Here is a 22641-nt window from a genome sequence, read left to right as displayed (position 1 = left end):
TGCTCCTGTCTGGATCGACCGAGCGGCAGCGAGGCTTTTCCTCACCGCCTTTCCGGTCACAGAAGCCGTCGCTTCAGGCTGCCGCCGGCGACGCTCCCCGCTGACGACGGCCGCTGCTGGGCCGCACCGGCCTCGGCTGGCGGCGTGCCTTGGGCAGCAGGTTGATCGTCGTCGCGTCCGGCAGATGGGCGGTCACGACGGGAATCCGCTCCACGACTTCGAGAAGAAGTTCGAGCCGGGTGGCGTCGGCGTAGCGCCCGGCATTCTCGCCGCCGGCCTTCTGCCCGAGCAGGTCGGCGCGGAATTCCTCGAAGGTCTGCAGCATCTTCAGCTCGGTGCTGACCATGTGGCGCCCGCTGTGCACCGCCTGGCCCGGCTTCACGAGCGTGAGGTGCGGCTTGATGTTGAGCCAAACGGTCTTGAAGAACACGTCGCCTAGCGTCCGGCCACCGCGACCGGGGATGATCTCCGGGAACAGGTAGGTTTCGCCCGCCGCCTTCATGGCGGCGACATAGTCGAGCAGACCCAGGCGGCGAAGCTCGCCGTTGATGGGCACCTTTCGCACGCTGGTCGCTGTCTTGACCGTGCCCGCGTGGGTCTTGCGGATATTGAAGAAGGCGATGCCGTCCTCCTCGTCGATGTCGTCGATGAGGAGCTTGCAGGCTTCCTCGCGCCGCATCCCCGAATACCAGACGATGGGCATCACCCAATAGGCGGCGTCGTGCCAGATGCTGCCGGCCGGCCCCACCGCCAGCCGATCGTCGAGCGAGGCGCCGCCGGTCCAGATCGGCAATCGGAACAATTCGAGCCCCTGTTCGATCGTGTAGGCATCGCGCTCGTCACGGTCGTCCCGGTCATCCTCGTCCAGGATGAAATCGGAGAAGTCGAGCGGCCCCATCGGCGTCTTGCCCGCCATCCAGCTGCACAGGCGCTTGAGGTTGGCGAAGTGGCGGTTGATCGTCCCGACGTCGAGGCCGATCGACACGCCGCCCGCATCTTCGGCCTGCCGCGCCGCCGCCTCCTCGCAGATCGCCTCCAGCGCCATCGGTTCGTGACGGGGTGACTTGTGGTGCGACGACGGGAGCCGGTTCAGCCGATCGTAGAAGTCGTTGAGATGGTCCTGCGACGTGGCAGCCAGTGGCCCGCCGCCGTTGGACTTGCCGAACAGGAACGCCGCCGCGCGGAACTGCCGTCGCTGGCTCTCGCCCCACACCTTCGCCTGCGACTTCCGTCCCTGCTGGGCAGAAGCGGACACGGCGCCGGCGCCCCGCGCCTTAGGCTTGATGCGGATATACTCCTCCACCGCCTCGACCGGCGTCATCGCCGCGTGACGCTGCTGCTCCACCGTCAGGATCGACGCTGGCGGCGCGGGAGGCTCCGACGGACGGGGCGGTTCCTGCGGAACGGCGATGATGGCAGCGGGCGCGGCGCCGGAGGCCAGCGCCCTGACCAGCGCCAGCGCGCTGGCGGTGTCACGCACCGCGGGATCGTCATAGGTCGCCGCCGCCACCGCGCGGGCCTCGCACATGATACGGCGCGCATTCTCGGCACGGTAGCCGGTCGCGGCGATGCCCACGCGATCCATCAGCGCACGCGCCTCGGCGAGCAGATTGGCCGGCAGGTCGCCGGCCCGGCCCAGCAGCGCGCCCAGATGGCCCCGCGCCTCGTCGTCGAGGCCGGCGAAGCGCTGGTCGAACCCGCCGACATAGTCGATGCCCATATAGTCGGCGAAACCGTTGACCGCGAAGTCGCCGTTGAGTGCCGCATAGATGGCCAGCATCTGCGCGAAGCGTGCGGGCACGTTGCCCTCGCCGTCCGCCTGAATGAGCGAGTGCTGATAGGCCAGCATGTTGCGATACCGCAGCATCTCGGCCTGGAACAGGCTGGTCGCCTGATCCGCCGTCAGCCCCTCGCGCTCGATCTTCTCGTACAGGCTCATCCGCACCACCTCGCTCCGTCCGGTCATCGCGGCGCCGCGCCTGCGCGCGACCGCCTGCTCCTTCGTCTGAAGGCTGACCATCGTCACGACGGTTATAGGCGGGAGGTCGCCTGCAACGAAGCGCACCCGCCGGCGCCACCAATAGACGGCACCGCGGCGAGTCACGTTGTCGATCGCTGGCATTGGGCACTGGCTCCACACACTGGCGTCAATTGACGCCAGTGGGCGGTTCACCCAGGCCAAGGCAGGAGAAAACTGAACGTTTTCTGTGTCTTGAACCGTGAAATCAACGTATGGCTGGGGCGGCAGGATTCGAACCTGCGTATGACGGTACCAAAAACCGTTGCCTTACCGCTTGGCGACGCCCCAACTGGTCCGCGCGCTTAGCGGCACGCGGCGGAAAGCTCAACCGATCGCGTCAGGCGATCCGCTGCAGCCAGCCGTGGGGGTCGGGCGCGCGGCCGCGCTGGATGGCGGTGAGGCGGTCGAGGATGCGCTGCGTGACCTGGCCGGTCGCGCCCGAGCCGACCGTGAAGGCATAGTCCGGCCCCGCGACCTGGCCGATCGGCGTCACCACCGCCGCGGTGCCGCAGGCGAAGCTCTCCGTCACGCGGCCGCTCTGCGCGTCGGCGCGCCAGTCGTCGATGGCGTAGGGGGCCTCCTCCACGCGCAAGCCCTCGTCGCGCAGCAGCTGCAGGATCGAGTCGCGCGTGATGCCGGGCAGGATCGTGCCGGTCAGCGGGGGCGTACGGATCGTGCCGTCGGCGAACACGAAGAAGATGTTCATGCCGCCCAGCTCCTCGATCCAGCGGCGCTCCGCCGCGTCGAGGAACACGACCTGGTCGTAGCCGCGGCGGATCGCCTCCTGCTGGGCGACCAGGCTGGCGGCGTAATTGCCGCCGCACTTGGCCTCGCCCGTCCCGCCGATGGCGGCGCGGGAATAGTCGTGACTGACCCACAGCGAGACCGCGCGCGTGCCGCCCTTCCAATAGGATCCGGCGGAGCTTGCCAGCACGACGTAGAGATACTCCGACGCGGGCTTCACGCCCAGGAACACCTCGCTCGCGATCAGAAACGGGCGCAGGTAGAGCGAACCGCCGTCCTGCGCCGGCACCCAGTCCGCGTCCGTCCGCACCAGCGCGCGAATCGAGGAGAGGAACAGCTCCTCGGGCAGCTCGGGCATCGCCATGCGCCGCGCCGAGCGCTGGAACCGGCGCGCGTTCGCCTCCGGTCGGAAGAGCGCCAGCGCCCCGTCGTCGAGCCGGTACGCCTTGAGCCCCTCGAAGATCTCCTGCGCGTAGTGGAGCACGGCGGACGCCGGATCTATCTGAAAAGGCTGGCGTGCGGAGATGCGGCCGTCATGCCACCCCTGCGCCTCGGACCAGCGCATCGTCGCCATGTGATCGGTGAAGACGCGACCGAAACCGGGATCGACGAGCCGGGCCGACCGCTCCTCCACCGCGACGGGGGACGGGTTCGGTTCGATCGCGAACGACACGGCGCGCAAGCTCCTTTCAGAAGGGTTGCGGCCGGTTAGGGCCGATGGCACAGCGGGTCAACATGGCTGCCCCGACCCAGTCCGCTTCCGCCCTCTTCCTCCGCGAGCCCGAACTGCGGCGCGGCATGGAATTGCTGTATTTCGGCAATAGCCACATCACCCGAGCGATCGACCGCGGGCTCGCCAAGCAGGGGCTGGGGCGCGCGCATCACCGCGCGCTCTACTTCATCGCGCGCAAGCCCGACCTGACGGTGAGCGAGCTGCTGGCGCTGCTGAACATCACCAAACAGTCGCTCGGCCGCGTGCTGAACGAGCTGTTGGAGCGCGACCTGGTCGAGACGCGACCGGGCGAGCGCGACCGGCGGCAGCGCCTGTTGCGGCTGACCGAACCGGGCGCGGCGATGGAGGCGCTGTTGTTCGAGGCACTACGCGAGCGGCTGTCGGCGGCCTATTCGCGCGCCGGGCAGGAGGCGGTGACGGGGTTCTGGAAGGTGCTGGAAGGCCTGATCCCCGAGGACGAGATGCCGCGCGTGGAGGCGCTGCGGCGGTAGCGGCGCCGCCGTCCCGCCGCGCGGTGGAACGGCGGATGTTGACACTGTTGACCCGCCGGCGCGGTTTGGGCGGCGAATGTTGACACGCCGGCACGGGCGACGGCGGCGGCGCGGGCGATGGGTCGACGGCGAGAAAGAGCACCGGGAGGATAACGGATCGCGCCGCCGTAGGACAGCGACGTGCCTGGAGACGAGACCCCGTCAGCCGCTGCGCGCCGCCTCCGCCATCTCCTCGCCGCGCCGGGCGACCGCGCGCAGCGTTTCCTCCAGCAGGCGGAACAGCGCGCGATCAGCGTCGAGCACGTCCAGCCCCTCGCGAGTCATGCCCCTCGGACTGGCGACGGCATCGGCCAGCGCGGCGGGCGTGCGGTCGCTGGTCGCGGCCATGGCGGCGGCGCCCTCCACGCTGGCGAGCGCGACCGCGGCAGCCTCCGCGGGAGACAGGCCGATCGCCTCGCCCCCCGCGGCCAGCGCGTCGACGAAGCGGAAGAGGAAGGCCGGCGCGGTGCCGGACAGCGCGCCCGCGGCGGCGAAGCGCGCGGGATCGTCGAACCAGCGGACGAGGCCCAGCGGGGCGAGGAGACGGTCGGTGGCGGCGCGCGGTGCCTGGCCGAGGCCGGGCGCGTGCACCGCGACGACGCCGCGGCCGAGCTCCACCGGCAGGTTGGGCATCGTTTGCACCGCTGCGGGGCCGGGGAACGCGCGCCCCAAGGCGGCGGGATCGACCCCGGCGAGCATCGAGACGAGCAGCGGTGCGGGCGCCACCTGGGCACGGTGGACGGCGGCGGCCTCGCGCAGCTGCTGCGGCTTGACGCCCAGCACCACGGCATCGGGTGCGGCCTCGTCCGGCAGCGCGCGGCCCTGCCGCACGCCGGCGGGAAGCCCGCGATCCGTGCGATTGGCGACGAAGACGTCCGCGGGCGCGACCGTCCCGCTGTCCACCCAGCGGCGCAGCATGGCCGAACCCATGTTGCCGCATCCGATCATCCACAGGCGCATATCGGGCGCGTAGAGGATCGGCGGTGCGGGGGGAAGTGACGGCGCGTGCGAGGAACGCGCGGTTCCCGTCGTGGCTGTCGAGGCGCCGTCCGTCGCCTCGTGCGCTCACGAAAGGACTGGCGCCCCCCAAAGAAAAAAGGGCCGGTCGCCTTCCGGCGCCGACCCCCTCTCCTATGAAAGAAAGCGTCAGTCCTGCGCGGCCGGCCCGTTGGTCGAGACGGGCACGTGGCGCACGTCGCGATCCTGCGCGGCGAGGAGATAGTCGCCGGTCGTCAGGAACGGCACCGGGTTCACGGCGTGGCCGTCCATGCGCACCTCGTAGTGGAGGTGCGGGCCGGTGGAGCGGCCGGTGGAACCCATCAGGCCGATGATCTGCCCGCGGCGAACGCGCGTGTTGTCCGACACGATGATCTTCGACAGGTGGCCGTAGCGGGTGGCGATGCCCTTGCCGTGGTTGATCTCGACCATGTTGCCGTAGCCGCCCTGGCGCGCGGCATGGGCGACGACGCCGTCCGCCGTGGCGTAGATCGGCGTGCCGGTGGGGCCGGGGATATCGACGCCGGCGTGCATCGCGGCGGTGCCGCGGAACGGATCGGAGCGGATGCCGAAGTTGCTGGTGAAGTTCAGCTTGTCGACCGGCTGCACCGACGGGATCGCGATCGTGCCCTGCTCCAGCCTGTCCAGCTTCTTCCAGGTCATGAACAGGCTGCGGAACTGGGTGTCGGCGTTCAGCGACCCGCGCGCCTCGGCGCTGCCCGCCTCGATCAGCGGGCCGCCGGCGGCGGCGCGCGGCGCCTCGCGCACCGGCTCGCCCGCCAGCGCGGCGCCGGCACCGCCGGTCGCGAACAGCGCGGCGGCGGCGACATGAAGCAGGCGGCGCGAGCCGGTTGCGGCAGCGGACCGGCGAGCCGGCACGGACGTGGAAGAAGTCATCGGACCCCATCTATCTTGCGTGGAGCCCAACCGGGGAGGATGCCCCGGCCGCGCCGCCATCAACTGTCGATCAGGTGGGCGTCCCCCGCCGTCCCTGCGTGGCGGTTGTGTGACCCGGCTTGGCGGACGACGGCAACCCCAAGGGGGAGGCGGGCGCGGCCAAGCGTCGGAGCGGTGCGGTGAGTTGAAGGTGAACGGCGAAAATGGCGGAACTGCGCGGGTTCAAGCGTAACCGAATGGTTAACTCCGAATCGGCCCGACCGAAGGTAGCGGTATCGGCGACGGCCCGCCTTTGGGCCGCAGGATCAGGTGTCGCGCAGCGTCTCCGCCGCCGCCAGCACCGCCTCGGCATGGCCCGGGACCTTCACCTTGCGCCATGCCTGTGCCAGCTGTCCGTCAGCGTCGAACAGGAAGGTGGCGCGCTCCACGCCCATGTAGGTGCGGCCATACAGCTGCTTCTCGCCCCAGACGCCGAACGCCTCCGTCACGCTGCCGTCCGCGTCGCTGGCGAGCGGTACGGCGAGCGCGTGCTTGGCGGTGAACTTCGCGTGCTTCGCCACCGTGTCGCGCGAGACGCCGAGGACGGCGACGCCGGCCGCGGCGAAGCGATCGGCCAATGCGGAGAAATCCTGCGCCTCGCGCGTGCAGCCGGGCGTGTCGTCCTTCGGATAGAAATACAGGACCAGCGGGCGAGGCAGGTCGCGAAGGCGCAGCGGGGCGCCGTCGGCGCCGGTCAGCGCGAGGTCGGCCGAGGAAAGGTCTGTCGGGGGCTCCATGCGATGCTCTCCTGCCACGCGCGCGTCACCGTGTCGCGCACCGATGCGAAGCCGGCCAGCACCGCCGGCCAGTCCGGACAGGCGAGCGCGCGCGCGATCAGCGTGCGCGTCGCCTCGTCGGCGGGCTCACCCGCGTCGGGCGCGACGAGCCGGACCGTGACGAGCAGGCGGGTGAGCAGGTCGTGCGCGCCGCGCAGGTCGGGCGAGACCGCGCCCGCCGCCGCCAGCGCGTCGATGGCGCGGGACAGGTCGGGATCGAAGCCGGTGCGGCGAGTCAGCTGCGCGACATGGACCGCGAACTCCAGGTCGACGAGGCCGCCGGGCAGCAGCTTGGCGTCCAGCGGCCCTTGCGGCGGCTTGTGCCGCGCCATCTCCTCACGCATCGCGGTCGCGTCCGCGGCGATGTCGCGGGGCGGGCGGGCACCGGCGAGGACGCCGGCGATCACCCCGGCCACCGCCGCGCGCGCCGCGGGCGAGCCGAACACCGGGCGCGCGCGGGTGAGCGCCATATGCTCCCACGTCCAGGCGTCCTCCCGCTGGTAGCGCGCGAAACTCTCCAGCGTGACGACCAGCGGCCCCTGCGCGCCCGACGGCCGCAGCCGCGTGTCGACCGGGTAGAGCGGCCCGGCGGCGGTGGCGACGGACAGCGCCGCCGTCACGCGCTGCGCCAATCGGTTGTAGTAGAGCGTGGCGCCCAGCGGCCGGGCGCCGTCCGATTCCGCCGCGAAGTCGCCGGTGAACAGATAGATGAGGTCGAGGTCGGAGGCGTGGGTCAGCGCGCCGCCGCCGAAGCGGCCGAGCGCCAGGATGACCAGCTCGCTGTCCGGCACGCGGCCGTGGGCGCGCGCGAACTCGTCCACCGCGGCGCGGGCCAGCACCCCCGTCGCCGCCTCCGCCACGCGGGCATAGCCGGCGGCGACGTCCAGCGGGTCCGACGCGGCGGCGACGATCTGCGCACCGAGCGCGAACCGCTTGTCGCCGACGACGCGGCGGACGTGGTCCAGCAGCGTCTGATAGTCCGCGCCGCGCTCCGCCGCCGCCATCTCGCGCGACAGAACCGCCACGTCGCCGACCGGAGCGAACGCGCTGGCGTCGATCAGCCCGTCGAGCAGGTCGGGCCGGCGCGCCAGTTCCTCGGCCAGCGGGGCGGCGTGGCTCAGCAGCTCGGCGAGCAGGCGGGCGAGCGCGGGGCGCGCCTCCAGCAGGCGCAGCACGTTGATCGCGCTCGGCAGGCGTTCCAGCAGCCGGTCGAGCCTTACGAGCGCGGTGGCGGGCAGCGGCGCGCGGCCGATCGCGGCGATCAGCGCGGGGAGCACCGCCTCCAGCGCGTCCTGCGCGGCGGCGCTGCGCAGCGCGGGGTAGCGCGCCTCGCGCCACGCGGCGATGCGCTGCACCGCCTGCGCCACGTCGTCGAACCCCGCGTCGCGCAGCGTCGCCTCCAGCCGCTCGCCCTCGTGCGGCAGCGCGCCGGTGTCTGCGGGAGCGAGCCGGTCGAACACCGCGGCCACGCGCTCGACGTGCGGCGCCAGCAGCGCGAGCAGCGCCGCCCCGTCGGCGAGCCCGTGGAGGCGGGCGAGCCGGTCCAGCGCCTCGCCCGCGGGCAGCGCGTGGGTCTGCCGGTCGTCGATCATCTGCACGCGATGCTCGATCGTGCGCAGCAGGACGTAGGCGTCGGACAGCGCCGCCGCATCTTGCGGCGCGATCCGCCCCGCCGCCGCCAGGGCGGCGAGCGCGTCGAGTGTCGCGGGCGCGCGCAGCGCCGGATCACGCCCGCCGTGGATCAGCTGGTGGATCTGCGCGAAGAACTCCACCTCGCGGATGCCGCCGCGCCCGCGTTTCAGGTCGAAGCCGGGGCCGAACGCCTGCCCCTGCGCGTGGTGGTCGCGGATGCGGCGGGTGATGTCCAAGATCTCGCGCACCGCGCCGAAATCGAGGCTGCGGCGCCACACGAACGGCCGGATCGCGTCGAGGAAGCGCTGGCCCAGCGCGACGTCCCCGGCGCAGGCCCGCGCGCGGATGAAGGCGGCGCGTTCCCACGGCAGCGCCTGCGACTCGTAATAGCCGATCGCGGCGTCGACGGGGATCGCGATCGGCGTCACCTCCGGCGAGGGGCGCAGCCGGAGGTCGACGCGCAGAACGTAGCCGTCGGCGTCGCGCTGCTGCAGCAGCTCCAGCACGCGGCGCCCGATCCGCACCGCCGCGTCGGCCACGTCCTCGCGCTCGCGGTGCGGCAACGTGGCGGGATCGTAGAGGAAGATCGGGTCGATGTCGGAGGAGTAATTTAGCTCGCCGCTGCCCTGCTTGCCGAGCGCGATCGCCGCGAAGCCGACCGGCGGGGCGCCGGGCACGCGCTCGGCGATGGCGGCGGCGATGGCGGTGTCGAGCGCGCGGTCGGCGAAGTCGGTGAGCCGCGCCACCACGCCGCGCAAGTCGAGTGCGCCGGACAGGTCGCCGAGCGCCACGTCGAGCGCGACCAGCCGGCGCTCCCGGCGCAACCGCTGGCCCGGCGTCGCGCCCCCTGCGGCGAGGCGCGCGCGCGTCGCTTCCTCGGTCGCCATCAGCATGGCGAGGAACGGCGCCTCCGCGGCGCGTGTCCGCACGGCCACAGTGGGAGGCGGCGATGCATCGGTCATGACGCGATGCCGAAACCTATGACCGGGCGCGTCGTTCTAGCTTGCATGACCGGGCAATCTCCTCTCCCCTCCGTGCCGTGGCGCGGCGCCTATGCGGTGAAGACGCCCCGTCATACCGACGCGGTGGCCAAGTCGCTACGCGCCGCGTATCGCGAGGAGAAGATGCCGCCGGAATGGCTGGCGATGCTGGACACGCTGGACCGGCGGTAATCGGGGCCGCCGCGCGGCACGCGGCGGCCGGTCGCCCTTACCGATCGCGGCTGAGTTCGTCCACTTCGCCCATGATCGCGTCGAGCGTGGTGCGGTCGCCGTTGCCCTCGTGGTCGCGGCGCGAGGAGAGGCTGCCATCGGTCATCAGCGCCTCCAGCGCGACGCGGCCGCGTGCAACGCGGCTCTTGATCGTGCCGACCGCCACGCCGCAGATCTCGGCCGCTTCCTCATAGGCGAAGCCGCCCGCGCCGACCAGGATCAGCGCCTCGCGCTGCGGCTGGGGCAGGTGCAGCAACGCGCGCTGCATGTCGGCGAGTTCGACGTGCTTGTCCTGGCTGGCCGGTGCGGCGAGCACCCGCTCCGCCACCAGATCGTCCCACTCCCCCTTGAAGCGCGCGCGGCGCATCTGCGAGAGGAACAGGTTGCGCAGGATGATGAAGGTCCAGGCGCGCATGTTGGTGCCGGCCTGGAACCGCTTGCGCGCGGCCCACGCCTTCAGCAGCGTTTCCTGCACCAAATCGTCGGCGAGGTCGCGATTGCCCGACAGCGAGCGGCCGAAGGCGCGCAGGTGCGGAATGACGACGGCGAGCTGCTTCTTGAATTCGGGATCGGACAGCGAGACGTGCTCGACCGGCGCGGGCGCCGGGGCATCGTCGTCGTCCGCGTCGTCGACGCGCGAGGGGGATTGGGTCATGCCGCTCCGTTGCCTCGGCGCGCCGCCCGTTGCGGAAGCGCCTGAGGCCGTAAGATAGGGATCGCCGGGCCCATTGGCCAGCGTCGTGCGATACATAGGGATCAGAACGTCCGCGGGACTACAGCAGCAGCAACGCGGCGAAGATCGCGATGATGAGGAACAGCGAGATCGCCAGGACGTAGCGCATCGCCCCGGTCTTCGCCCCCGCGCGCGCCTCTTCGGCGTCCAGGTGGATCCGGTTATTGTCCTCGGCCATGTGTTCAGCCCGCCCAAATCGTTGTGATGTCGTACCGAACGCGCGGCGCGGCGCAGGGTTGCACCCGCGCCGCGCCCCGAAGCGCGGATCAGGCCGGAACGGTAGACTGGTCGAAGAACAGCGCCTGGCTGATCGCCGCCTTCACCGTCGAGCGCTGGAACGGCTTGGTGATGAGGAACGTCGGCTCCGGCCGCTCGCCCGTCAGCAGGCGCTCGGGGAAGGCGGTGATGAAGATGACGGGCACGTTGAACTCCGCCAGGATGTCCTTCACCGCGTCGATGCCGGAGCTGTCGTCCGCCAGCTGGATGTCGGCGAGCACCAGGCCCGGCCGCTCCTCCATCGCCAGCGCCACCGCCTCGTCGCGCGTGACGGCGACGCCGGTGATGTCGTGGCCCAGGTCCCGCACGATCGATTCGATGTCCATCGCGATGATCGGCTCGTCCTCGATCACCAGCACGCGCGCGCGGGTCTGCTTCTCGATCTCCGACAGCGCCTCGGCGACCAGGCTGTCGACCTCGGCCGCGTCCACCTCAATCAGATAGGCCGCGTCCTCGGGCGTGAAACCCTCCATCGCGGTCAGCAGCAGCGCCTGGCGCGACAGCGGCGTCATGCGCGACAGGCGCGCACGGGCCACCGCCTCCTGCTCCTCCACCTCGCCCGTGTCGGCGACCTCGTCGTAATTGGCGGAGTTCCAGATCGCCTGGAAGGTGCGGTACAGGCCCAGCCGGGGATCGACGTCGCGCGGGAACTGGTCCGGCGCCGCCACGATCGCCTCCAGCGTGGCGCGCACGTAGCGGTCGCCCTGCGCCTGGCTTCCGGTCAGCGCGCGTCCGTAGCGGCGCAGGAACGGAAGATGCGGCGCGAGTTGTTGTCCGAGCGACATGAGTGATTGGCCCTCCCTGGCGAACGACCGGCAACCGGGCCGTCCGTCGAAAATCAAAACGAAGCGGCGACATCCCCTCGGCCGTGGCTAAAGCTTTCCCCCGGTCGGATTTTCGTCGCGCCCCGGTGGAACCAACGAGGCCATCTTTGGTTTCATCGGCCAGCGCGGGCACACGCGCGGCCAGTCAAAGGGTCTGTCGCATCGGTTCGTTTCGACCCCCGCAGCCGGGGCGAATGGGGGTTCAAGCGTTGACGTCTGACAAGCAAGCGTCGGAAAAGCCGAAGAAGGGCGCCGCCGCACAGTCGAAGAACCGCGACATGGGCTCGGCCCTGCGTTCCGTCTACAACAAGACCGTCGAGGAGGCGGTGCCGGACGACCTGCTGTCGCTGCTCGGCAAGCTAGACTAGCCGAGCGGTGGCCGACGCCCCCGCGACACATCCCATGGCCACCGACGATCCGGCGACCCACCCGGCCGCCGACCGTCCCGCCGCGTCCGCGACCCCCCGCCCCCGGCTGATCGCGCGCTGGCCGACCGGCGCGAAGCTGTTCCTGATCCTCTCCATCGCGCTGCTGCCGCTGGCGCTGATCGCCACCTTCGCCACGCTGCGCGTCACGCAGATCGCCGATACCGAGCTGGGCGCGCACCTGCGCGTCGCCGCCGCGGAGGCGAGCCGGTCGATCGCGATCGAGCTGGTCGGCGACATGACCGCGCTGCGCGTCGCGGTGGATGCGCTGGGCGAGGACAGCCGGGACACGCCCAGTTGCGCGCGCGCGCAGGGCATCTTCGCGCAGCAGGCGACGCAGGGGACCAGCTTCGTCATCGTCGACCGCCGCGGCCGCGCGCTGTGCGGCGAGCCGTTCCCCGGTGCCGCGGCCTTCGCGCGCCAGGCCGGATCGGGCGTGGTGAGCGCCCGGATCGTGCCCGCCGGACCGGGCGGGGGCGGCGTGATGCTGCGCGTGGACGGGCGCAAGGACGGCACCAGCGCAGCCGCCTTCTTCCCCGCCGCCTTCCTGGCGCGGATCAGCCGGCCGAGTGGCCTCGGCAACGATTACGGCGCCGCGCTGCTGCTGGGTGGCGACCGGCTCGACCTGGTCCGGCTGCCCCGCCAGAGCACGCTGGAGCGGCGCGAGACATCGCGCAACGACCTGGCCATCGCCGGCCTGTCGCTGGAGATGCAGGTGCGCAGCGCACCGGTAGGATCGCCGCTGCTGATCGCGCTGGCACTGCCGCTGGTGATGTGGGCGCTCGCCTCGGCGATCAGCTGGTTCGTCGTCGACCGGCTGCTGATCGCGCCGCTGCGCGCGCTGCGCGGCAGCATCGCCGCCTTCACGCCGGGCGACCAGCCCGATCCCGCGCTGTTCCGCGCCCTGCCCGCGCAGGAGATACGCGAACTGGGCGACACGTTCCGCGCGCTCAGCCGCACGGTGGCGATCCACGAGGCGGGACTTGCCGAGGGGCTGGTGCGGCAGACCAAGCTGACCCGCGAGGTGCATCACCGCGTCAAGAACAACCTGCAGGTGATCGCCAGCCTCATCAACTTCCACGCCCGCGGCGCGAGCAGCGCGGAAGTGAGCCATGCCTATGCCTCGATCCAGCGCCGCGTCGACGCGCTGGCCGTGGTCCACCGCTACCATTTCGCCGAGATGGAGGAGAACCGCGGCGTGGGGATGCGCGCGGTGCTGGGCGAGCTGGCGTCGAACATCCGCGCCACCGCGCCCGAGGGGTCGCGGATCGGCATCGTCCTCGACATCGACAATTTCCACGTGACGCAGGACGTGGCGGTGGCGGTGGCCTTCCTCGCCACGGAGCTGATCGAGCTGGCCATGACCAGCGATCCGCAGGCGCAGCTGCGCGTGTCGCTGAAACCCGATGGCGAGAAGGGCCGCGCCGTGCTGCGGCTGTCGTCGCGCGCACTGGTCGACAGCGACGTGCTGCGCGCGCGGCTGCGCGACCGCTACGGCCGGGTGATCGAGGGGCTGACGCGGCAGCTGCGCTCCACGCTGCAGCACGATCCGCTGACCGGCGCCTATGAGATCGCGATCGCGGTGATGGCGCCGGCGTGAAAAAATCCGAGCGCGGCAAAAAAAGCACCCGCCGCCGGAACCGCCCGCCACGATCGCCGTTATGACCTTCGGATCGCGACCTTAGCCCCCCCGCTCTCGCGATCCACGACATAGGCCCGGAAGCGTCCACCCCTCCCCCCCCCCGGTGACGCTTTCGGGCCTTTATTCTTTCCGCCTTGCCCCTCCCTCGCCGTCCCGTTCCCCAAGCGGAACGAAGGTGCGCCACGCGCATTGGACGAACGAGGTTCATGCGAAGGAGCAAGTAGCGATGCGTAAGATCATGACGATGGCCGTCCTGGCCGGCGCGGTGCTGGTGTCCGCGTGCAACACCGTGGCGGGCGTCGGCAAGGACGTGTCGAGCGCGGGCGACACCGTGACCGGTGCGGCGAACGACGTGAAGAACTGATCGCTCGCCCAACCGGGACGACGAAGGGCGGCGCACCGGGTGACGGTGCGCCGCCCTTCGCGTTTCTACTCTCCGGCGACCGCCTCCGCCGCCTCGCGCGAGCGCTTGCGCTCGGTGAACCAGATGCCGACGATCGCCAGCTCGTAGAGGATGCACAAGGGGATCGCGAGCAGCAGCTGCGATCCGACGTCGGGCGGGGTCAGCACCGCCGCGATCGCGAAGGCGCCGACGATGGCGTAGCGACGCGCCGAGATCAGCTGGCGCCGGGTGACGATGCCGGCGCGTTCCAGCAGCATCAGCAGCACCGGCAGCAGGAACGCCGCGCCGAAGCCGAAGAGGAACTGCATGGTGAAGGACAGATACTCGCCGATCGCGGGCAGCGCCTGCTGCTCGATCCCGCCGATGTTCCCCTGAAAGCTCAGCAGGAAATGCAGCGCCATCGGGATGGCGATGAAATAGGCCATGGACGCGCCCATGCCGAACAGGACCGGCGTGGCGAGCAGGAAGGGCAGCAGCGCGCGCTTCTCCTTGCGGTACAGCCCCGGCGCGACGAACTGCCACAATTGCATCGCGATCACGGGAAAGGCGATCATCATCGCGGCGAAGAAGGCGACCTTCACCTTGACGAAGAACGCCTCGAACACCTGGGTGTAGATCACCGTCTTCTGACCCGCGGACAGCAGCGGCTGCACCAGCGCGGCGAAGATGTCCTCCGCGAAATAATAGCCCGCACCGAACGCGACGACGATGGCGGCGATACAGTAGAGCAGGCGGCGGCGCAGCTCGATCAGATGGTCGAGCAGCGGCGCGCGGCTGGCGTCCAGCTCGTCGGTCTCCGCGTCGCTCACGACGGCGCCTTCGTCTGGTCGCGATCGGGCGCCGGGTCCGCTTCCCGGGCGGGAACCAGCTGTGGCTGCTCCACCGTCACCGCCCGGTCGGTGGTGTCCAGCGGCAGCGCGCCCTGCGCATCGTCGCGAGGATCCGGATCGGAGCCGGAGGGGTCGTGCATCGTCATGGCGGGGGTCATGGCGGGGGTCATCGCGGGGGCGTCAGCGGCGTCGTCCGGCTGCGGCAGGGCGGGCGCGGGGTGTTCGCGCATGATGCGCTCGTTCTCCGCCTTCCACTTCTTCTCCATCTCCTCCAGCTCCGCCTCGCGCACCATCTCGTCGAAGCCGCTGCGGAACTGGCGGCCCACCGCGCGCGCGCGGCCGACCCAATAGCCCACGACCCGCATCGCCTTGGGCAGGTCCTTGGGACCGATCACCACCAGCGCGACGAAGGCGACCAGCAGGAATTCGGATGGGGCGATGTCGAACATGGTCGCCGGTCAGCGATGGAGAACGATCAGCGGTCCTCGCGAACGCGGTCGGCATCGCGGTCCAGCACCGTCTCCGATGCAGGACGCGCGGCGGACTGCGCCTCGATGCGCGGCTTGGCGCGGGCGGGACGATCGTCCTCGTCCTCCTCGCTCATGCCCTTCTTGAAGTTCTTCACGCCCTTGGCGACGTCGCCCATCATGCTGGAAAAGCGGCCGCCGCCCAGCAGCAGGATCGCGACGATCGCGAGGATCAGGATATGCGGAAGGCTGAAGCTGCCCATGACGAAATCTCCGTGACGTGGGCGCTATCTAGGGCGTGACACGGACCGCGGCAACGACGATCCGCTGGGCGCGTCATTCCTCGGCGTCGCCGCCGCCCAGCGCCGCCTCGAACGCGAGGTCGACCGGGTCGAGCAGCCCCGCCGCGCGCAGGTCGTCGATCCCGGGCAGGTCGCGGCGGCTGGAGAGGCCGAAATGGGTGAGGAAGCCCGGCGTGGTCGCGTAGGCGAGCGGGCGTCCGGGCACCTCGCGCCGGCCGGCGGGGCGGATCCAGCCCGCCTCCATCAGCACGTCCAGCGTGCCCCTGGCAGTCTGCACGCCGCGGATCGCCTCGATCTCGGCGCGGGTCACCGGCTCGTGATAGGCGACGATCGCCAGCGTCTCGATCGCGGCGCGGGAGAGCTTGCGCGGCTCCTCCCGGTTGCGTCGGAGCAGGTGCGCGAGGTCGCCCGCGGTCTCGAAATGCCAGCGCTGCCCCCGCTCCACCAGCGCGATGCCGCGGCCCGCGTAATCGCCGCGCAGCGTGGCCAGCGCCGCCACCACGTCACCCCCGCCGACGTGCGCGCGGATCGCGTCCACGCCCAGCGGCTCGGCACTGGCGAACAGCACCGCCTCCACCGCGCGAACCACGTCGTCGGGCGGGGTCACGCCGGCGCCTTCAGGTAGAGCGGCGCGAAGGGCTCGGCCTGGCGCAGCTCCACCCGGCCCTGCCGCGCGAGTTCGAGCGCGGCGAGGAAGCTGGAGGCGAGCGCGGAGGCGCGGAACGGCCCGGCGGCGCCGTCGGGCAGGAAACGCTCGATCGCGTGCCAGTCCACCGCACTCCCGACGAGCGCCGCCACCCGCGCGAGCGCGGCGTCGAGCGTCATCACCTGCCGGTCGCGCACGACGTGCATGACGGGACGGTTGCGCGCGGACACGCGACCGTAGGCGGCGATCAGATCGAAGATCTCCGCGGTCCAGCGCGCGTGGCGGATCGTGCGCAGCCCCTCCGGCGCGCCGCGCGGGAAGGTGTCGCGCCCCAGCCGGTCGCGCGCCATCAGCCGGGCGCCGGCCTCGCGCATCGCGCCGAGCCGCTCGAGCCGGAGCTGAAGGCGCAGCGCCAGTTCCTCGGGACTCGGCTCCACCGCCGGATCGCGCGGCAGCAGCAGCGCGGACTTCAGATAGGCGAGCCACGCCGCCATCACGAGATAGTCGGCCGCCAGTTCCAGCTTCAGCGCGCGCGCGCGATCGACGAAGGCGAGATACTGCTCGACCAGCGCGAGGATCGAGATGGCCTTCAGGTCCACCTTCTGCGCGCGCGCGAGCGCGAGGAGGAGGTCGAGCGGTCCTTCCCAGCCGTCGAGGTCGAGCGTGAGCGTGTCGTCGCTCATGCCGCCTTGCACCGCGCCGAAACGGGACGCGCGGCGCCCCCGATCGGGTCGCCGCGCGCTTCGTCCGTCGCCTTCACTCTCGCAGAAAACTTACTGGTTGTTCTGCCGGTTCAGGAAGCGCGGCAGATCGCCGCCGCCATTGCCCTCGTCCTCGTTGCGGGCGGCGGCGCGAGTGGCGTTCTGCATCCGCTCGAACAGCGTGCCGCCCAGCTTCACGCGCGGCTGCGCCGGCGTCTCCGCGGCGTCGTCGCCGCCGAGGAAGCGGCGGCGTGCCGGATCGGCCGCGGGCTGCGCCGGGGCCGACGGGGCCGGCGCGGGCGAGGAGACCGGCGCGGCGTGCTGCTCCGGCAGCAGCGCCTCGCTGCCCAGCAGCAGCTCGTCGTCGGCCGGCGCGCCGACCGGTGCGTTGGGCTCGACCACCGGACCCTGCGTCACCGGCGGCACGCCCGCGGCCATCGCATCCGCGGCGGCACCGCTCGGCTCGGGCGCCTCTGCCGCGGCAGTGGGGGCGTAGCCCGCCGGCTCGGCGCGGCGCGGCGCGGAGAAGCTGAACGTGCGCGTCGGCTCCGACGCCGGCGCCGAGGGGGCGCTCGGCTGCGCGGAGGTGGCGCCCGCCTCAATCCCGGTGGCGACCACGGAGACGCGGATCTTGCCCTCCAGGTCGGGGTTGAACGCGGAGCCCCAGATGATGTTCGCGTCGGGATCGACGAGGTCGCGGATGTGGTTGGCGGCCTCGTCCACTTCCAGCAGGCGCATGTCGTCGCCACCGGTGATCGACACGATCACGCCCTTCGCGCCCTGCATCGACACGCCGTCGAGCAGCGGGTTGGCGATCGCCTTCTGCGCCGCGATCAGCGCGCGGTCGTCGCCGTCCGCCTCGCCGGTGCCCATCATCGCCTTGCCCATCTCCTGCATCACCGAGCGCACGTCGGCGAAGTCCAGGTTGATGAGGCCGGGCATGACCATCAGGTCGGTGATGCCGCGCACGCCCTGCTGCAGCACCTCGTCCGCCATCTCGAACGCCTGCTTGAACGTGGTGTTCGCGTTGGCGACCAGGAAGAGGTTCTGGTTCGGGATGACGATCAGCGTGTCGACGAACTTCTGCAGTTCCTCGATCCCCGCGTCCGCCGCCTTGGCACGGCGATTGCCCTCGAAGCTGAACGGCTTGGTCACGACGCCCACGGTCAGAATGCCCATGTCGCGCGCGGCCTTCGCGATCACCGGCGCAGCGCCCGTGCCGGTGCCGCCGCCCATGCCGGCCGCGATGAAGCACATGTGCGAGCCTTCGAGCAGCCGCGAGAGCTGGTCGATCGTCTCCTCCGCGGCGGCACGGCCGATCTCGGGGCGGGCGCCGGCGCCCAGGCCCTGCGTGATCTTCGTGCCCAGCTGCACCTTCTGCTCGGCCTGGCTCTGCCGCAGCGCCTGCGCGTCGGTGTTGGCGACGAGGAAGTTCACGCCCTGCACGTCGGCGCGCATCATGTTGGCGATCGCGTTGCCGCCGGCACCGCCCACGCCCACCACGGTGATCCGCGGCGTCAGGTCGTCCATTTCGGGGGGCAAAAACTCGATGCTCATCGCGATACTACTCCGTCTTTCCGCCTCTTGCCGGTGTCGCGCGGAAAAAGATTCTGGTGGATGTGCAACAACGGGACGCGCGGTGCCAGCGAAAACGCGCCGGAACGCCCCGCCGCCCCGTCAAAAACGTACATGTCAGTAATTGGCCTTCGCCGCCTGGATCAGCCGCGCGATGCCGCGCAACCCCTTCTGCCGCGCCACCACCTGCTGCCGCGGCGCAATGGCGCGCAGGTCGATGGGATCGCTGGCGGCGAAGAACGCCAGGCCCGCCAGCGTCGAGAAGCCGGGGCCGGCGTGCGCCTCCGGCAGGCCGGTCAGCCCACGGGGGCGGCCCACGCGCACCGAGCGGCCAAGCGCCTGCTGCGTATAGTCGGCGATGCCCTTCAGCTCCGCGCCGCCGCCGGTCAGCACCACCTGGCGCGCGACGGGCCCTTCGAAGCGCAGCTCCTTCAGCGCCTTCTGGATCTCCGTGGTCCAATGCTCCAGCCGCTGGCGGATCACCGCGATCAGCGCCGCCTTGGTGATCTGCAGCGCCTCCGATTCCTCGTCCTCGGTCCGCTCGCGGATCGTCACCATCTCATGGTTGTCGCGCGGGGAGGCGTTGGCGCTGCCGTGGAAGCACTTGATCCGCTCCGCCTGCAGCCGCGTGGTGCCGAACGCGCTGGCGATGTCGTCGGTGATGTCGGCGCCGCCGATCGGGATCGACTTCAGGCCGACCAGCATCGAACCGGCGAACAGCGATACGTTGGTGATCCCGGCCCCCATCTCCACCAGCGCGACGCCCAGGTCGCGCTCCTCGTTGGTCAGGCAGGACAGGCCGGTCGCGACCGGCGAGGCGATGATCGACTTCACCTCCAGATGCGCGGAGCGGACGCACAGGTCCAGGTTGCGCACCGGCGAGCCGTCCGCGGCGATGACGTGGACGTGGACGCCCAGCTTGTCGGCGTGCAGGCCGATCGGCTTCTTCACGCCGGTGAGGCCGTCGAGCGTGTAGAGCGCGGGCTGGGCATGGAGCACCATGCGGCCGGCGGGGTCGATCGCGCGGCGCGCCTCCTGCAACAGCGCGTCGATGTCGCCCTGCTCGATCCGCTGGCCGCCCAGCTCGTCCTCGATGAACGCTTCGTCGCTGACGAGCCCGCCCGAGGAGAAGCCCGCCCACACGTTCTCGATGTTCAGCCCGGCGATCCGCTCGGCCTGCTCCACCGCCTCGCGCACCGCGACCTCGGTCGCGTCCATGTCGGCGATGTAGCCGCGCTTCACGCCGCGGCTCTCGCGCTGGCCGGTGCCGAGCACGACCAGCTCGCCGCCGTCGCCCTTCTGCGCGATCATTGCGGAGACCTTGGACGATCCGATGTCGAGTGCGGTGATGAGTTCGTCGGGTGCCAGCTTCGCCATTGTCCTCAACCCCCTGTCATGCTTCCCCACCGGTCGGCGCGGGTTCCCCGTCCCCCGCCGCCGGCGTTGCCGTGTTCCCGCCGCTTCCCTGCGGCGGCGTCGTCGCCGACGGGCCGCCGGTATCCGCCGCCAGGCTGGCGTCCTGTCCCGGCCGCCGCGCCACCAGCTTGGCGGGATCGCGCATGTCGAAGCGCAGCCATCCCTTGCCCAGCAGCGGGCGCGCGCCGTCCATCTCGGCGAACTTCACCAGCGCCTGCGCCGCATCGTCCTGCGGCAGCGCGAGCGTCTCGCCGGTGTCGAAAGTGAGGTCCCACCGCCGGTTGCCGATCCACGTCGCGGCGCGGACGCGCGGGCGCAGCGCGGGGGCGGCGGCCAGCAGCGCCTGGTATCCCGCCTCCTGCCGGTCCGCGCCGGGGCCGATCACCAGCGGCAGATCGGGCATGTTCGCCGCGTCCACCGGGGCCAGCAGGCGCCCTTCCGCGTCGATCAGCGTCAGCTGGCCGTTGGCCTGCCACACCGCGGCGGGCTCGCGCTCGGTGATGTGGATCAGTAGCCGGTCGGGCAGGCGACGCGCGACATAGGCATCGGCGACCCAGCCATAGGCGAGCAACCGGTCGCGGATATGCTCCAGGTCGACGCGCAGCATGGCGCGCGTGCCCTGGTCCTCCAGCGCGACGGCGTAGACCGTCTCGCGATCCATCCGCTTCAGGCCGGTGATGTCGACCTGCTCCACGCGCAGCCCCAGCCGCGCGGCGGACTCGGCGACGCCGACGCCGATCGCCTGCGGCACGCCCAGCCACGCCGCGACCGACAGCGCCACCGCGCTCCCCGCGCCCAGCATGGACCAGGCGACCAGCTTGCGCAGCGTCTCCTGGCTGACGGGCAGCTTCTCGATCATGCGGTCGCCGAACGACTTCTTCGGCGCGACGCGGCGGCGCGCGGGCGCGGGGCGGCCGGTGCCGCGGGAAACGGCGGCGGCACGGCTCATCTCAGCGCCTCCTCTACGATCGCCTGCACCAGTTCCTCGTACGTCATGCCCGTATGCCGCGCCTGTTCCGGCACCAGGCTGAGCGGGGTCATGCCCGGCTGCGTGTTCACCTCCAGCAGGAACAGCCCGTCGACCCCGCGCTCGTCGTCCCAGCGGAAGTCGGCGCGGCTGCACCCCTTGCACCCGAGCAGCCGGTGCGCCTCCAGCGCCAGCGCCTTGCACGCCTCGGCGATCTCGTCCGGAACCGGCGCGGGGAACAGGTGCTCCGTCATGCCGTCGGTATATTTGGCGTCGTAATCGTAGAAGCCCGACTTCGGTCGAAGCTCGGTGACGCCCAGCGCGCGGTCGCCCAGCACCGCCGTGGTCAGCTCGCGCCCGCGGACATAGGGCTCGGCCAGCAGCTCGTCGAAGTCCTGCCACGGCCCGGCCACGTCGCGGCCGATCGGGTTGCCGTAATTGCCGTCCGCGGTGACGATGGCAATGCCGACGGAGGAGCCCTCGTTGACGGGCTTCAGCACGTAGGGGCGCTGGAGCGGATCGGCCTGGTGGATGTCCGCCGACTTCACCACCCGGCCGCCGGGCATGGGAATGCCGTGCGGCACCAGCGCCTGCTTGGTCAGCACCTTGTCGATCGCGATCACCGAGGTGGCGAGGCCGCTGTGGGTGTAGGTGAGGCCCATCAGGTCCATCAGCCCCTGCACGCTGCCGTCCTCCCCCGGCGTGCCGTGGAGTGCGTTGAAGACGAGGTCGGGCTTCGCCTCGGCCAGCCGCGCGGCGACGTCGCGGTCCATGTCGATTCGCGTGACGCGGTGGCCGTTCGCCTCCAGCGCGGCGGCGATGCCCGCGCCGGACGAGAGCGACACCTCGCGCTCCGCGGACCAGCCGCCCATCAGGACGGCGATGTGCAAGGTCATGCTTTCCTCCCCTGCACGGGGCGGGTATGTGCCGCCGCCTTCACTTGGCCACTCCCACGCGCTGGATTTCCCACTCGAGCTCCACGCCCGCGTGCGCCTTCACCCGCGCGCGCACGTCCTCGCCCAGCGCCTCGATGTCGGCGCTGGTGGCCGCGCCGAGGTTGAGGAGGAAGTTGGCGTGCTTCTCGCTCACCTGCGCCGCCCCGCGGGTGAGGCCGCGGCAGCCGGCCGCGTCCACCAGCTGCCACGCCTTGTGACCCGGCGGGTTCTTGAAGGTGGAGCCGCCGGTCTTCGACCGCAGCGGCTGCGACGCCTCGCGCGCGGCGGCGATGCGGTCCATCTCCGCCTGGATCGCCGCCGGCTCGCCCGGCGTGCCGCGGAAGGTGGCGGCGACGACCACCGCGCCGTCGGGAAGCGCGGAGTGGCGATAGGTGTAGCCGAGGTCGGCGCACGACAGCGTCCGCCGCTCGCCGGTCCGCAGGATCACGTCGGCGGACAGGAGGATGTCGGCGGTCTCGCGGCCATACGCGCCGCCGTTCATCCGCACGAAGCCGCCCACCGTGCCGGGGATCGAGCGCAGGAACTCGACGCCCGCGATCCCCGCGTCGCGCGCGGTAGAGGAGACGAGGATGCCGCTCGCCCCGCCGCCGCAGGTCAGCGTGTCGCCGTCCGCGCGGACGGCGGCGAAGGGCTTGCCGAGGCGGACGACCACGCCAGGCACCCCGCCGTCGCGCACGATCAGGTTGCTGCCGAGGCCCAGCGCCATCACCGGCACCGCCGGGTCGAGATCGCGCAGGAAGGCGGCGAGGTCGTCGGCATCCTTCGGCTCGAACAGCCACTGCGCCGCGCCGCCGGACTTGAACCAGACGAGCGGGGCGAGCGGAGCGGCGGCGGTGAGGCGGCCGCGGACCCGAATGTCCTCCCCGGCACGGGGAGGGGGACCGCCAGCCGAAGGCTGGT

At 71.5% G+C, this 22641-nt stretch carries 24 protein-coding genes and 1 tRNA gene; 5 read left to right on the top strand and 20 right to left on the bottom strand.

Annotation, left to right across the window (positions count from 1 at the left end; translation table 11 throughout):
- Positions 1 to 73: 73 nt before the first annotated feature.
- From HBH26_RS14970 to HBH26_RS14960, 3 genes are all read right to left on the bottom strand, one after another.
- Entirely contained in the window at positions 74 to 2122 is a 2049-nt protein-coding gene (locus tag HBH26_RS14970) for a site-specific integrase (RefSeq protein ID WP_168135438.1), read from the bottom strand.
- A 111-nt stretch (positions 2123 to 2233) separates the two neighbouring features.
- A tRNA-Gln gene (locus tag HBH26_RS14965) sits at positions 2234 to 2308 on the bottom strand.
- Positions 2309 to 2357: 49 nt separating this feature from the next.
- Positions 2358 to 3446: a branched-chain amino acid aminotransferase gene (locus HBH26_RS14960; protein WP_168135437.1), complete on the bottom strand. Its 1089-nt coding sequence runs from the start codon at positions 3444 to 3446 to the stop codon at positions 2358 to 2360.
- 53 nt (positions 3447 to 3499) lie between these two features.
- On the opposite strand from HBH26_RS14960, the gene HBH26_RS14955 reads away from it, so the two are divergent.
- Positions 3500 to 3988 (top strand): MarR family transcriptional regulator, encoded by a 489-nt coding sequence (locus HBH26_RS14955; RefSeq protein ID WP_168135436.1) that lies wholly within the window; start codon positions 3500 to 3502, stop codon positions 3986 to 3988.
- Between the two features lie 201 nt (positions 3989 to 4189).
- On the opposite strand, the gene HBH26_RS14950 is transcribed toward HBH26_RS14955, so the two are convergent.
- The 4 genes from HBH26_RS14950 to HBH26_RS14935 form a co-directional block, all read right to left on the bottom strand.
- Positions 4190 to 4987, bottom strand: a complete 798-nt coding sequence (locus HBH26_RS14950; RefSeq protein ID WP_168135435.1) for a pyrroline-5-carboxylate reductase family protein — start codon at positions 4985 to 4987, stop codon at positions 4190 to 4192.
- Between the two features lie 186 nt (positions 4988 to 5173).
- Complete coding sequence (locus HBH26_RS14945) at positions 5174 to 5920, bottom strand: M23 family metallopeptidase (RefSeq protein ID WP_168135434.1); 747 nt, start codon at positions 5918 to 5920, stop codon at positions 5174 to 5176.
- A 305-nt stretch (positions 5921 to 6225) separates the two neighbouring features.
- Positions 6226 to 6696, bottom strand: coding sequence for a peroxiredoxin (locus HBH26_RS14940; RefSeq protein ID WP_168135433.1), 471 nt, complete (start codon positions 6694 to 6696; stop codon positions 6226 to 6228).
- Positions 6654 to 9329: a bifunctional [glutamine synthetase] adenylyltransferase/[glutamine synthetase]-adenylyl-L-tyrosine phosphorylase gene (locus HBH26_RS14935; RefSeq protein WP_168135432.1), complete on the bottom strand. Its 2676-nt coding sequence runs from the start codon at positions 9327 to 9329 to the stop codon at positions 6654 to 6656. Before HBH26_RS14935 ends, HBH26_RS14940 begins: the two co-directional genes overlap by 43 nt.
- A 45-nt stretch (positions 9330 to 9374) precedes the next feature.
- On the opposite strand from HBH26_RS14935, the gene HBH26_RS14930 reads away from it, so the two are divergent.
- On the top strand, positions 9375 to 9539 hold the full coding sequence (locus HBH26_RS14930; RefSeq protein WP_168135431.1) for a hypothetical protein: 165 nt from the start codon (positions 9375 to 9377) through the stop codon (positions 9537 to 9539).
- A gap of 37 nt (positions 9540 to 9576) precedes the next feature.
- Here the strand turns inward: HBH26_RS14930 and HBH26_RS14925 are convergent, their stop codons facing one another.
- The 3 genes from HBH26_RS14925 to HBH26_RS14915 form a co-directional block, all read right to left on the bottom strand.
- A complete protein-coding gene (locus HBH26_RS14925; protein WP_168135430.1) occupies positions 9577 to 10233 on the bottom strand; it encodes a sigma-70 family RNA polymerase sigma factor in 657 nt (218 codons plus the stop codon).
- A 118-nt stretch (positions 10234 to 10351) separates the two neighbouring features.
- Complete coding sequence (locus tag HBH26_RS14920; RefSeq protein WP_168135429.1) at positions 10352 to 10489, bottom strand: hypothetical protein; 138 nt, start codon at positions 10487 to 10489, stop codon at positions 10352 to 10354.
- Between the two features lie 88 nt (positions 10490 to 10577).
- Positions 10578 to 11372: a response regulator gene (locus HBH26_RS14915; RefSeq protein ID WP_168135428.1), complete on the bottom strand. Its 795-nt coding sequence runs from the start codon at positions 11370 to 11372 to the stop codon at positions 10578 to 10580.
- 248 nt (positions 11373 to 11620) lie between these two features.
- Between HBH26_RS14915 and HBH26_RS14910 the strand changes: the two genes are divergently transcribed.
- The 3 genes from HBH26_RS14910 (at position 11621) to HBH26_RS14900 (ending at position 13842) form a co-directional block, all read left to right on the top strand.
- Entirely contained in the window at positions 11621 to 11779 is a 159-nt protein-coding gene (locus tag HBH26_RS14910; protein WP_239024827.1) for a NepR family anti-sigma factor, read from the top strand.
- A gap of 34 nt (positions 11780 to 11813) precedes the next feature.
- A complete protein-coding gene (locus HBH26_RS14905) occupies positions 11814 to 13436 on the top strand; it encodes a sensor histidine kinase (RefSeq protein WP_168135463.1) in 1623 nt (540 codons plus the stop codon).
- Positions 13437 to 13704: 268 nt separating this feature from the next.
- On the top strand, positions 13705 to 13842 hold the full coding sequence (locus HBH26_RS14900; protein WP_168135426.1) for an entericidin A/B family lipoprotein: 138 nt from the start codon (positions 13705 to 13707) through the stop codon (positions 13840 to 13842).
- Between the two features lie 65 nt (positions 13843 to 13907).
- Here the strand turns inward: HBH26_RS14900 and tatC are convergent, their stop codons facing one another.
- From tatC to murB, 10 genes are all read right to left on the bottom strand, one after another.
- Entirely contained in the window at positions 13908 to 14690 is a 783-nt protein-coding gene (tatC, locus tag HBH26_RS14895) for a twin-arginine translocase subunit TatC (RefSeq protein WP_168135425.1), read from the bottom strand.
- Positions 14687 to 15160 (bottom strand): Sec-independent protein translocase protein TatB, encoded by a 474-nt coding sequence (tatB, locus tag HBH26_RS14890; RefSeq protein ID WP_168135424.1) that lies wholly within the window; start codon positions 15158 to 15160, stop codon positions 14687 to 14689. Before tatB ends, tatC begins: the two co-directional genes overlap by 4 nt.
- Before the next feature lie 26 nt (positions 15161 to 15186).
- Positions 15187 to 15441, bottom strand: coding sequence for a twin-arginine translocase TatA/TatE family subunit (locus tag HBH26_RS14885; RefSeq protein ID WP_168135423.1), 255 nt, complete (start codon positions 15439 to 15441; stop codon positions 15187 to 15189).
- 73 nt (positions 15442 to 15514) lie between these two features.
- A complete protein-coding gene (gene scpB, locus HBH26_RS14880; protein ID WP_168135422.1) occupies positions 15515 to 16087 on the bottom strand; it encodes an SMC-Scp complex subunit ScpB in 573 nt (190 codons plus the stop codon).
- On the bottom strand, positions 16084 to 16809 hold the full coding sequence (locus HBH26_RS20800) for a segregation and condensation protein A (protein ID WP_168135421.1): 726 nt from the start codon (positions 16807 to 16809) through the stop codon (positions 16084 to 16086). The genes scpB and HBH26_RS20800 overlap by 4 nt, the downstream gene beginning before the upstream one ends.
- Positions 16810 to 16899: 90 nt before the next feature.
- Complete coding sequence (ftsZ, locus tag HBH26_RS14870; RefSeq protein ID WP_168135420.1) at positions 16900 to 18384, bottom strand: cell division protein FtsZ; 1485 nt, start codon at positions 18382 to 18384, stop codon at positions 16900 to 16902.
- A 135-nt stretch (positions 18385 to 18519) separates the two neighbouring features.
- Positions 18520 to 19779, bottom strand: a complete 1260-nt coding sequence (ftsA, locus tag HBH26_RS14865) for a cell division protein FtsA (RefSeq protein ID WP_168135419.1) — start codon at positions 19777 to 19779, stop codon at positions 18520 to 18522.
- Between the two features lie 16 nt (positions 19780 to 19795).
- Positions 19796 to 20767, bottom strand: a complete 972-nt coding sequence (locus HBH26_RS14860; RefSeq protein WP_168135418.1) for a cell division protein FtsQ/DivIB — start codon at positions 20765 to 20767, stop codon at positions 19796 to 19798.
- Positions 20764 to 21681, bottom strand: coding sequence for a D-alanine--D-alanine ligase (locus HBH26_RS14855; RefSeq protein ID WP_209308592.1), 918 nt, complete (start codon positions 21679 to 21681; stop codon positions 20764 to 20766). Before HBH26_RS14855 ends, HBH26_RS14860 begins: the two co-directional genes overlap by 4 nt.
- 40 nt (positions 21682 to 21721) lie before the next feature.
- Positions 21722 to 22597 carry a UDP-N-acetylmuramate dehydrogenase gene (gene murB / locus HBH26_RS14850; protein ID WP_168135461.1) on the bottom strand — a complete coding sequence of 292 codons (876 nt, stop codon included), beginning with the start codon at positions 22595 to 22597 and terminating at the stop codon, positions 21722 to 21724.
- Between the last annotated feature and the right edge of the window lie 44 nt (positions 22598 to 22641).

Origin of the sequence: Sphingomonas corticis, from assembly GCF_012035195.1 — a bacterium.
GTDB lineage: Bacteria > Pseudomonadota > Alphaproteobacteria > Sphingomonadales > Sphingomonadaceae > Sphingomonas > Sphingomonas corticis.
The sequence above is the reverse complement of the archived record's forward strand: the minus strand, read 5'-3'. Positions and strand labels throughout refer to the sequence as shown.

Excerpts from the sequence above, each read along its gene's own strand:
- HBH26_RS14945 (WP_168135434.1), bottom strand. The coding sequence starts at position 5,920 with ATGACTTCTTCCACGTCCGTGCCGGCTCGCCGGTCCGCTGCCGCAACC.
- tatB (WP_168135424.1), bottom strand. The coding sequence starts at position 15,160 with ATGTTCGACATCGCCCCATCCGAATTCCTGCTGGTCGCCTTCGTCGCG.
- HBH26_RS14950 (WP_168135435.1), bottom strand. The coding sequence starts at position 4,987 with ATGCGCCTGTGGATGATCGGATGCGGCAACATGGGTTCGGCCATGCTG.
- HBH26_RS14955 (WP_168135436.1), top strand. The coding sequence starts at position 3,500 with ATGGCTGCCCCGACCCAGTCCGCTTCCGCCCTCTTCCTCCGCGAGCCC.
- HBH26_RS14905 (WP_168135463.1), top strand. The coding sequence starts at position 11,814 with ATGGCCACCGACGATCCGGCGACCCACCCGGCCGCCGACCGTCCCGCC.
- HBH26_RS14930 (WP_168135431.1), top strand. The coding sequence starts at position 9,375 with ATGACCGGGCAATCTCCTCTCCCCTCCGTGCCGTGGCGCGGCGCCTAT.
- HBH26_RS14885 (WP_168135423.1), bottom strand. The coding sequence starts at position 15,441 with ATGGGCAGCTTCAGCCTTCCGCATATCCTGATCCTCGCGATCGTCGCG.
- HBH26_RS14925 (WP_168135430.1), bottom strand. The coding sequence starts at position 10,233 with ATGACCCAATCCCCCTCGCGCGTCGACGACGCGGACGACGACGATGCC.
- HBH26_RS14900 (WP_168135426.1), top strand. The coding sequence starts at position 13,705 with ATGCGTAAGATCATGACGATGGCCGTCCTGGCCGGCGCGGTGCTGGTG.
- HBH26_RS14935 (WP_168135432.1), bottom strand. The coding sequence starts at position 9,329 with ATGACCGATGCATCGCCGCCTCCCACTGTGGCCGTGCGGACACGCGCC.
- HBH26_RS14860 (WP_168135418.1), bottom strand. The coding sequence starts at position 20,767 with ATGAGCCGTGCCGCCGCCGTTTCCCGCGGCACCGGCCGCCCCGCGCCC.
- ftsA (WP_168135419.1), bottom strand. The coding sequence starts at position 19,779 with ATGGCGAAGCTGGCACCCGACGAACTCATCACCGCACTCGACATCGGA.
- HBH26_RS14920 (WP_168135429.1), bottom strand. The coding sequence starts at position 10,489 with ATGGCCGAGGACAATAACCGGATCCACCTGGACGCCGAAGAGGCGCGC.
- HBH26_RS14915 (WP_168135428.1), bottom strand. The coding sequence starts at position 11,372 with ATGTCGCTCGGACAACAACTCGCGCCGCATCTTCCGTTCCTGCGCCGC.
- HBH26_RS14855 (WP_209308592.1), bottom strand. The coding sequence starts at position 21,681 with ATGACCTTGCACATCGCCGTCCTGATGGGCGGCTGGTCCGCGGAGCGC.
- HBH26_RS14940 (WP_168135433.1), bottom strand. The coding sequence starts at position 6,696 with ATGGAGCCCCCGACAGACCTTTCCTCGGCCGACCTCGCGCTGACCGGC.
- ftsZ (WP_168135420.1), bottom strand. The coding sequence starts at position 18,384 with ATGAGCATCGAGTTTTTGCCCCCCGAAATGGACGACCTGACGCCGCGG.
- HBH26_RS14970 (WP_168135438.1), bottom strand. The coding sequence starts at position 2,122 with ATGCCAGCGATCGACAACGTGACTCGCCGCGGTGCCGTCTATTGGTGG.
- HBH26_RS20800 (WP_168135421.1), bottom strand. The coding sequence starts at position 16,809 with ATGAGCGACGACACGCTCACGCTCGACCTCGACGGCTGGGAAGGACCG.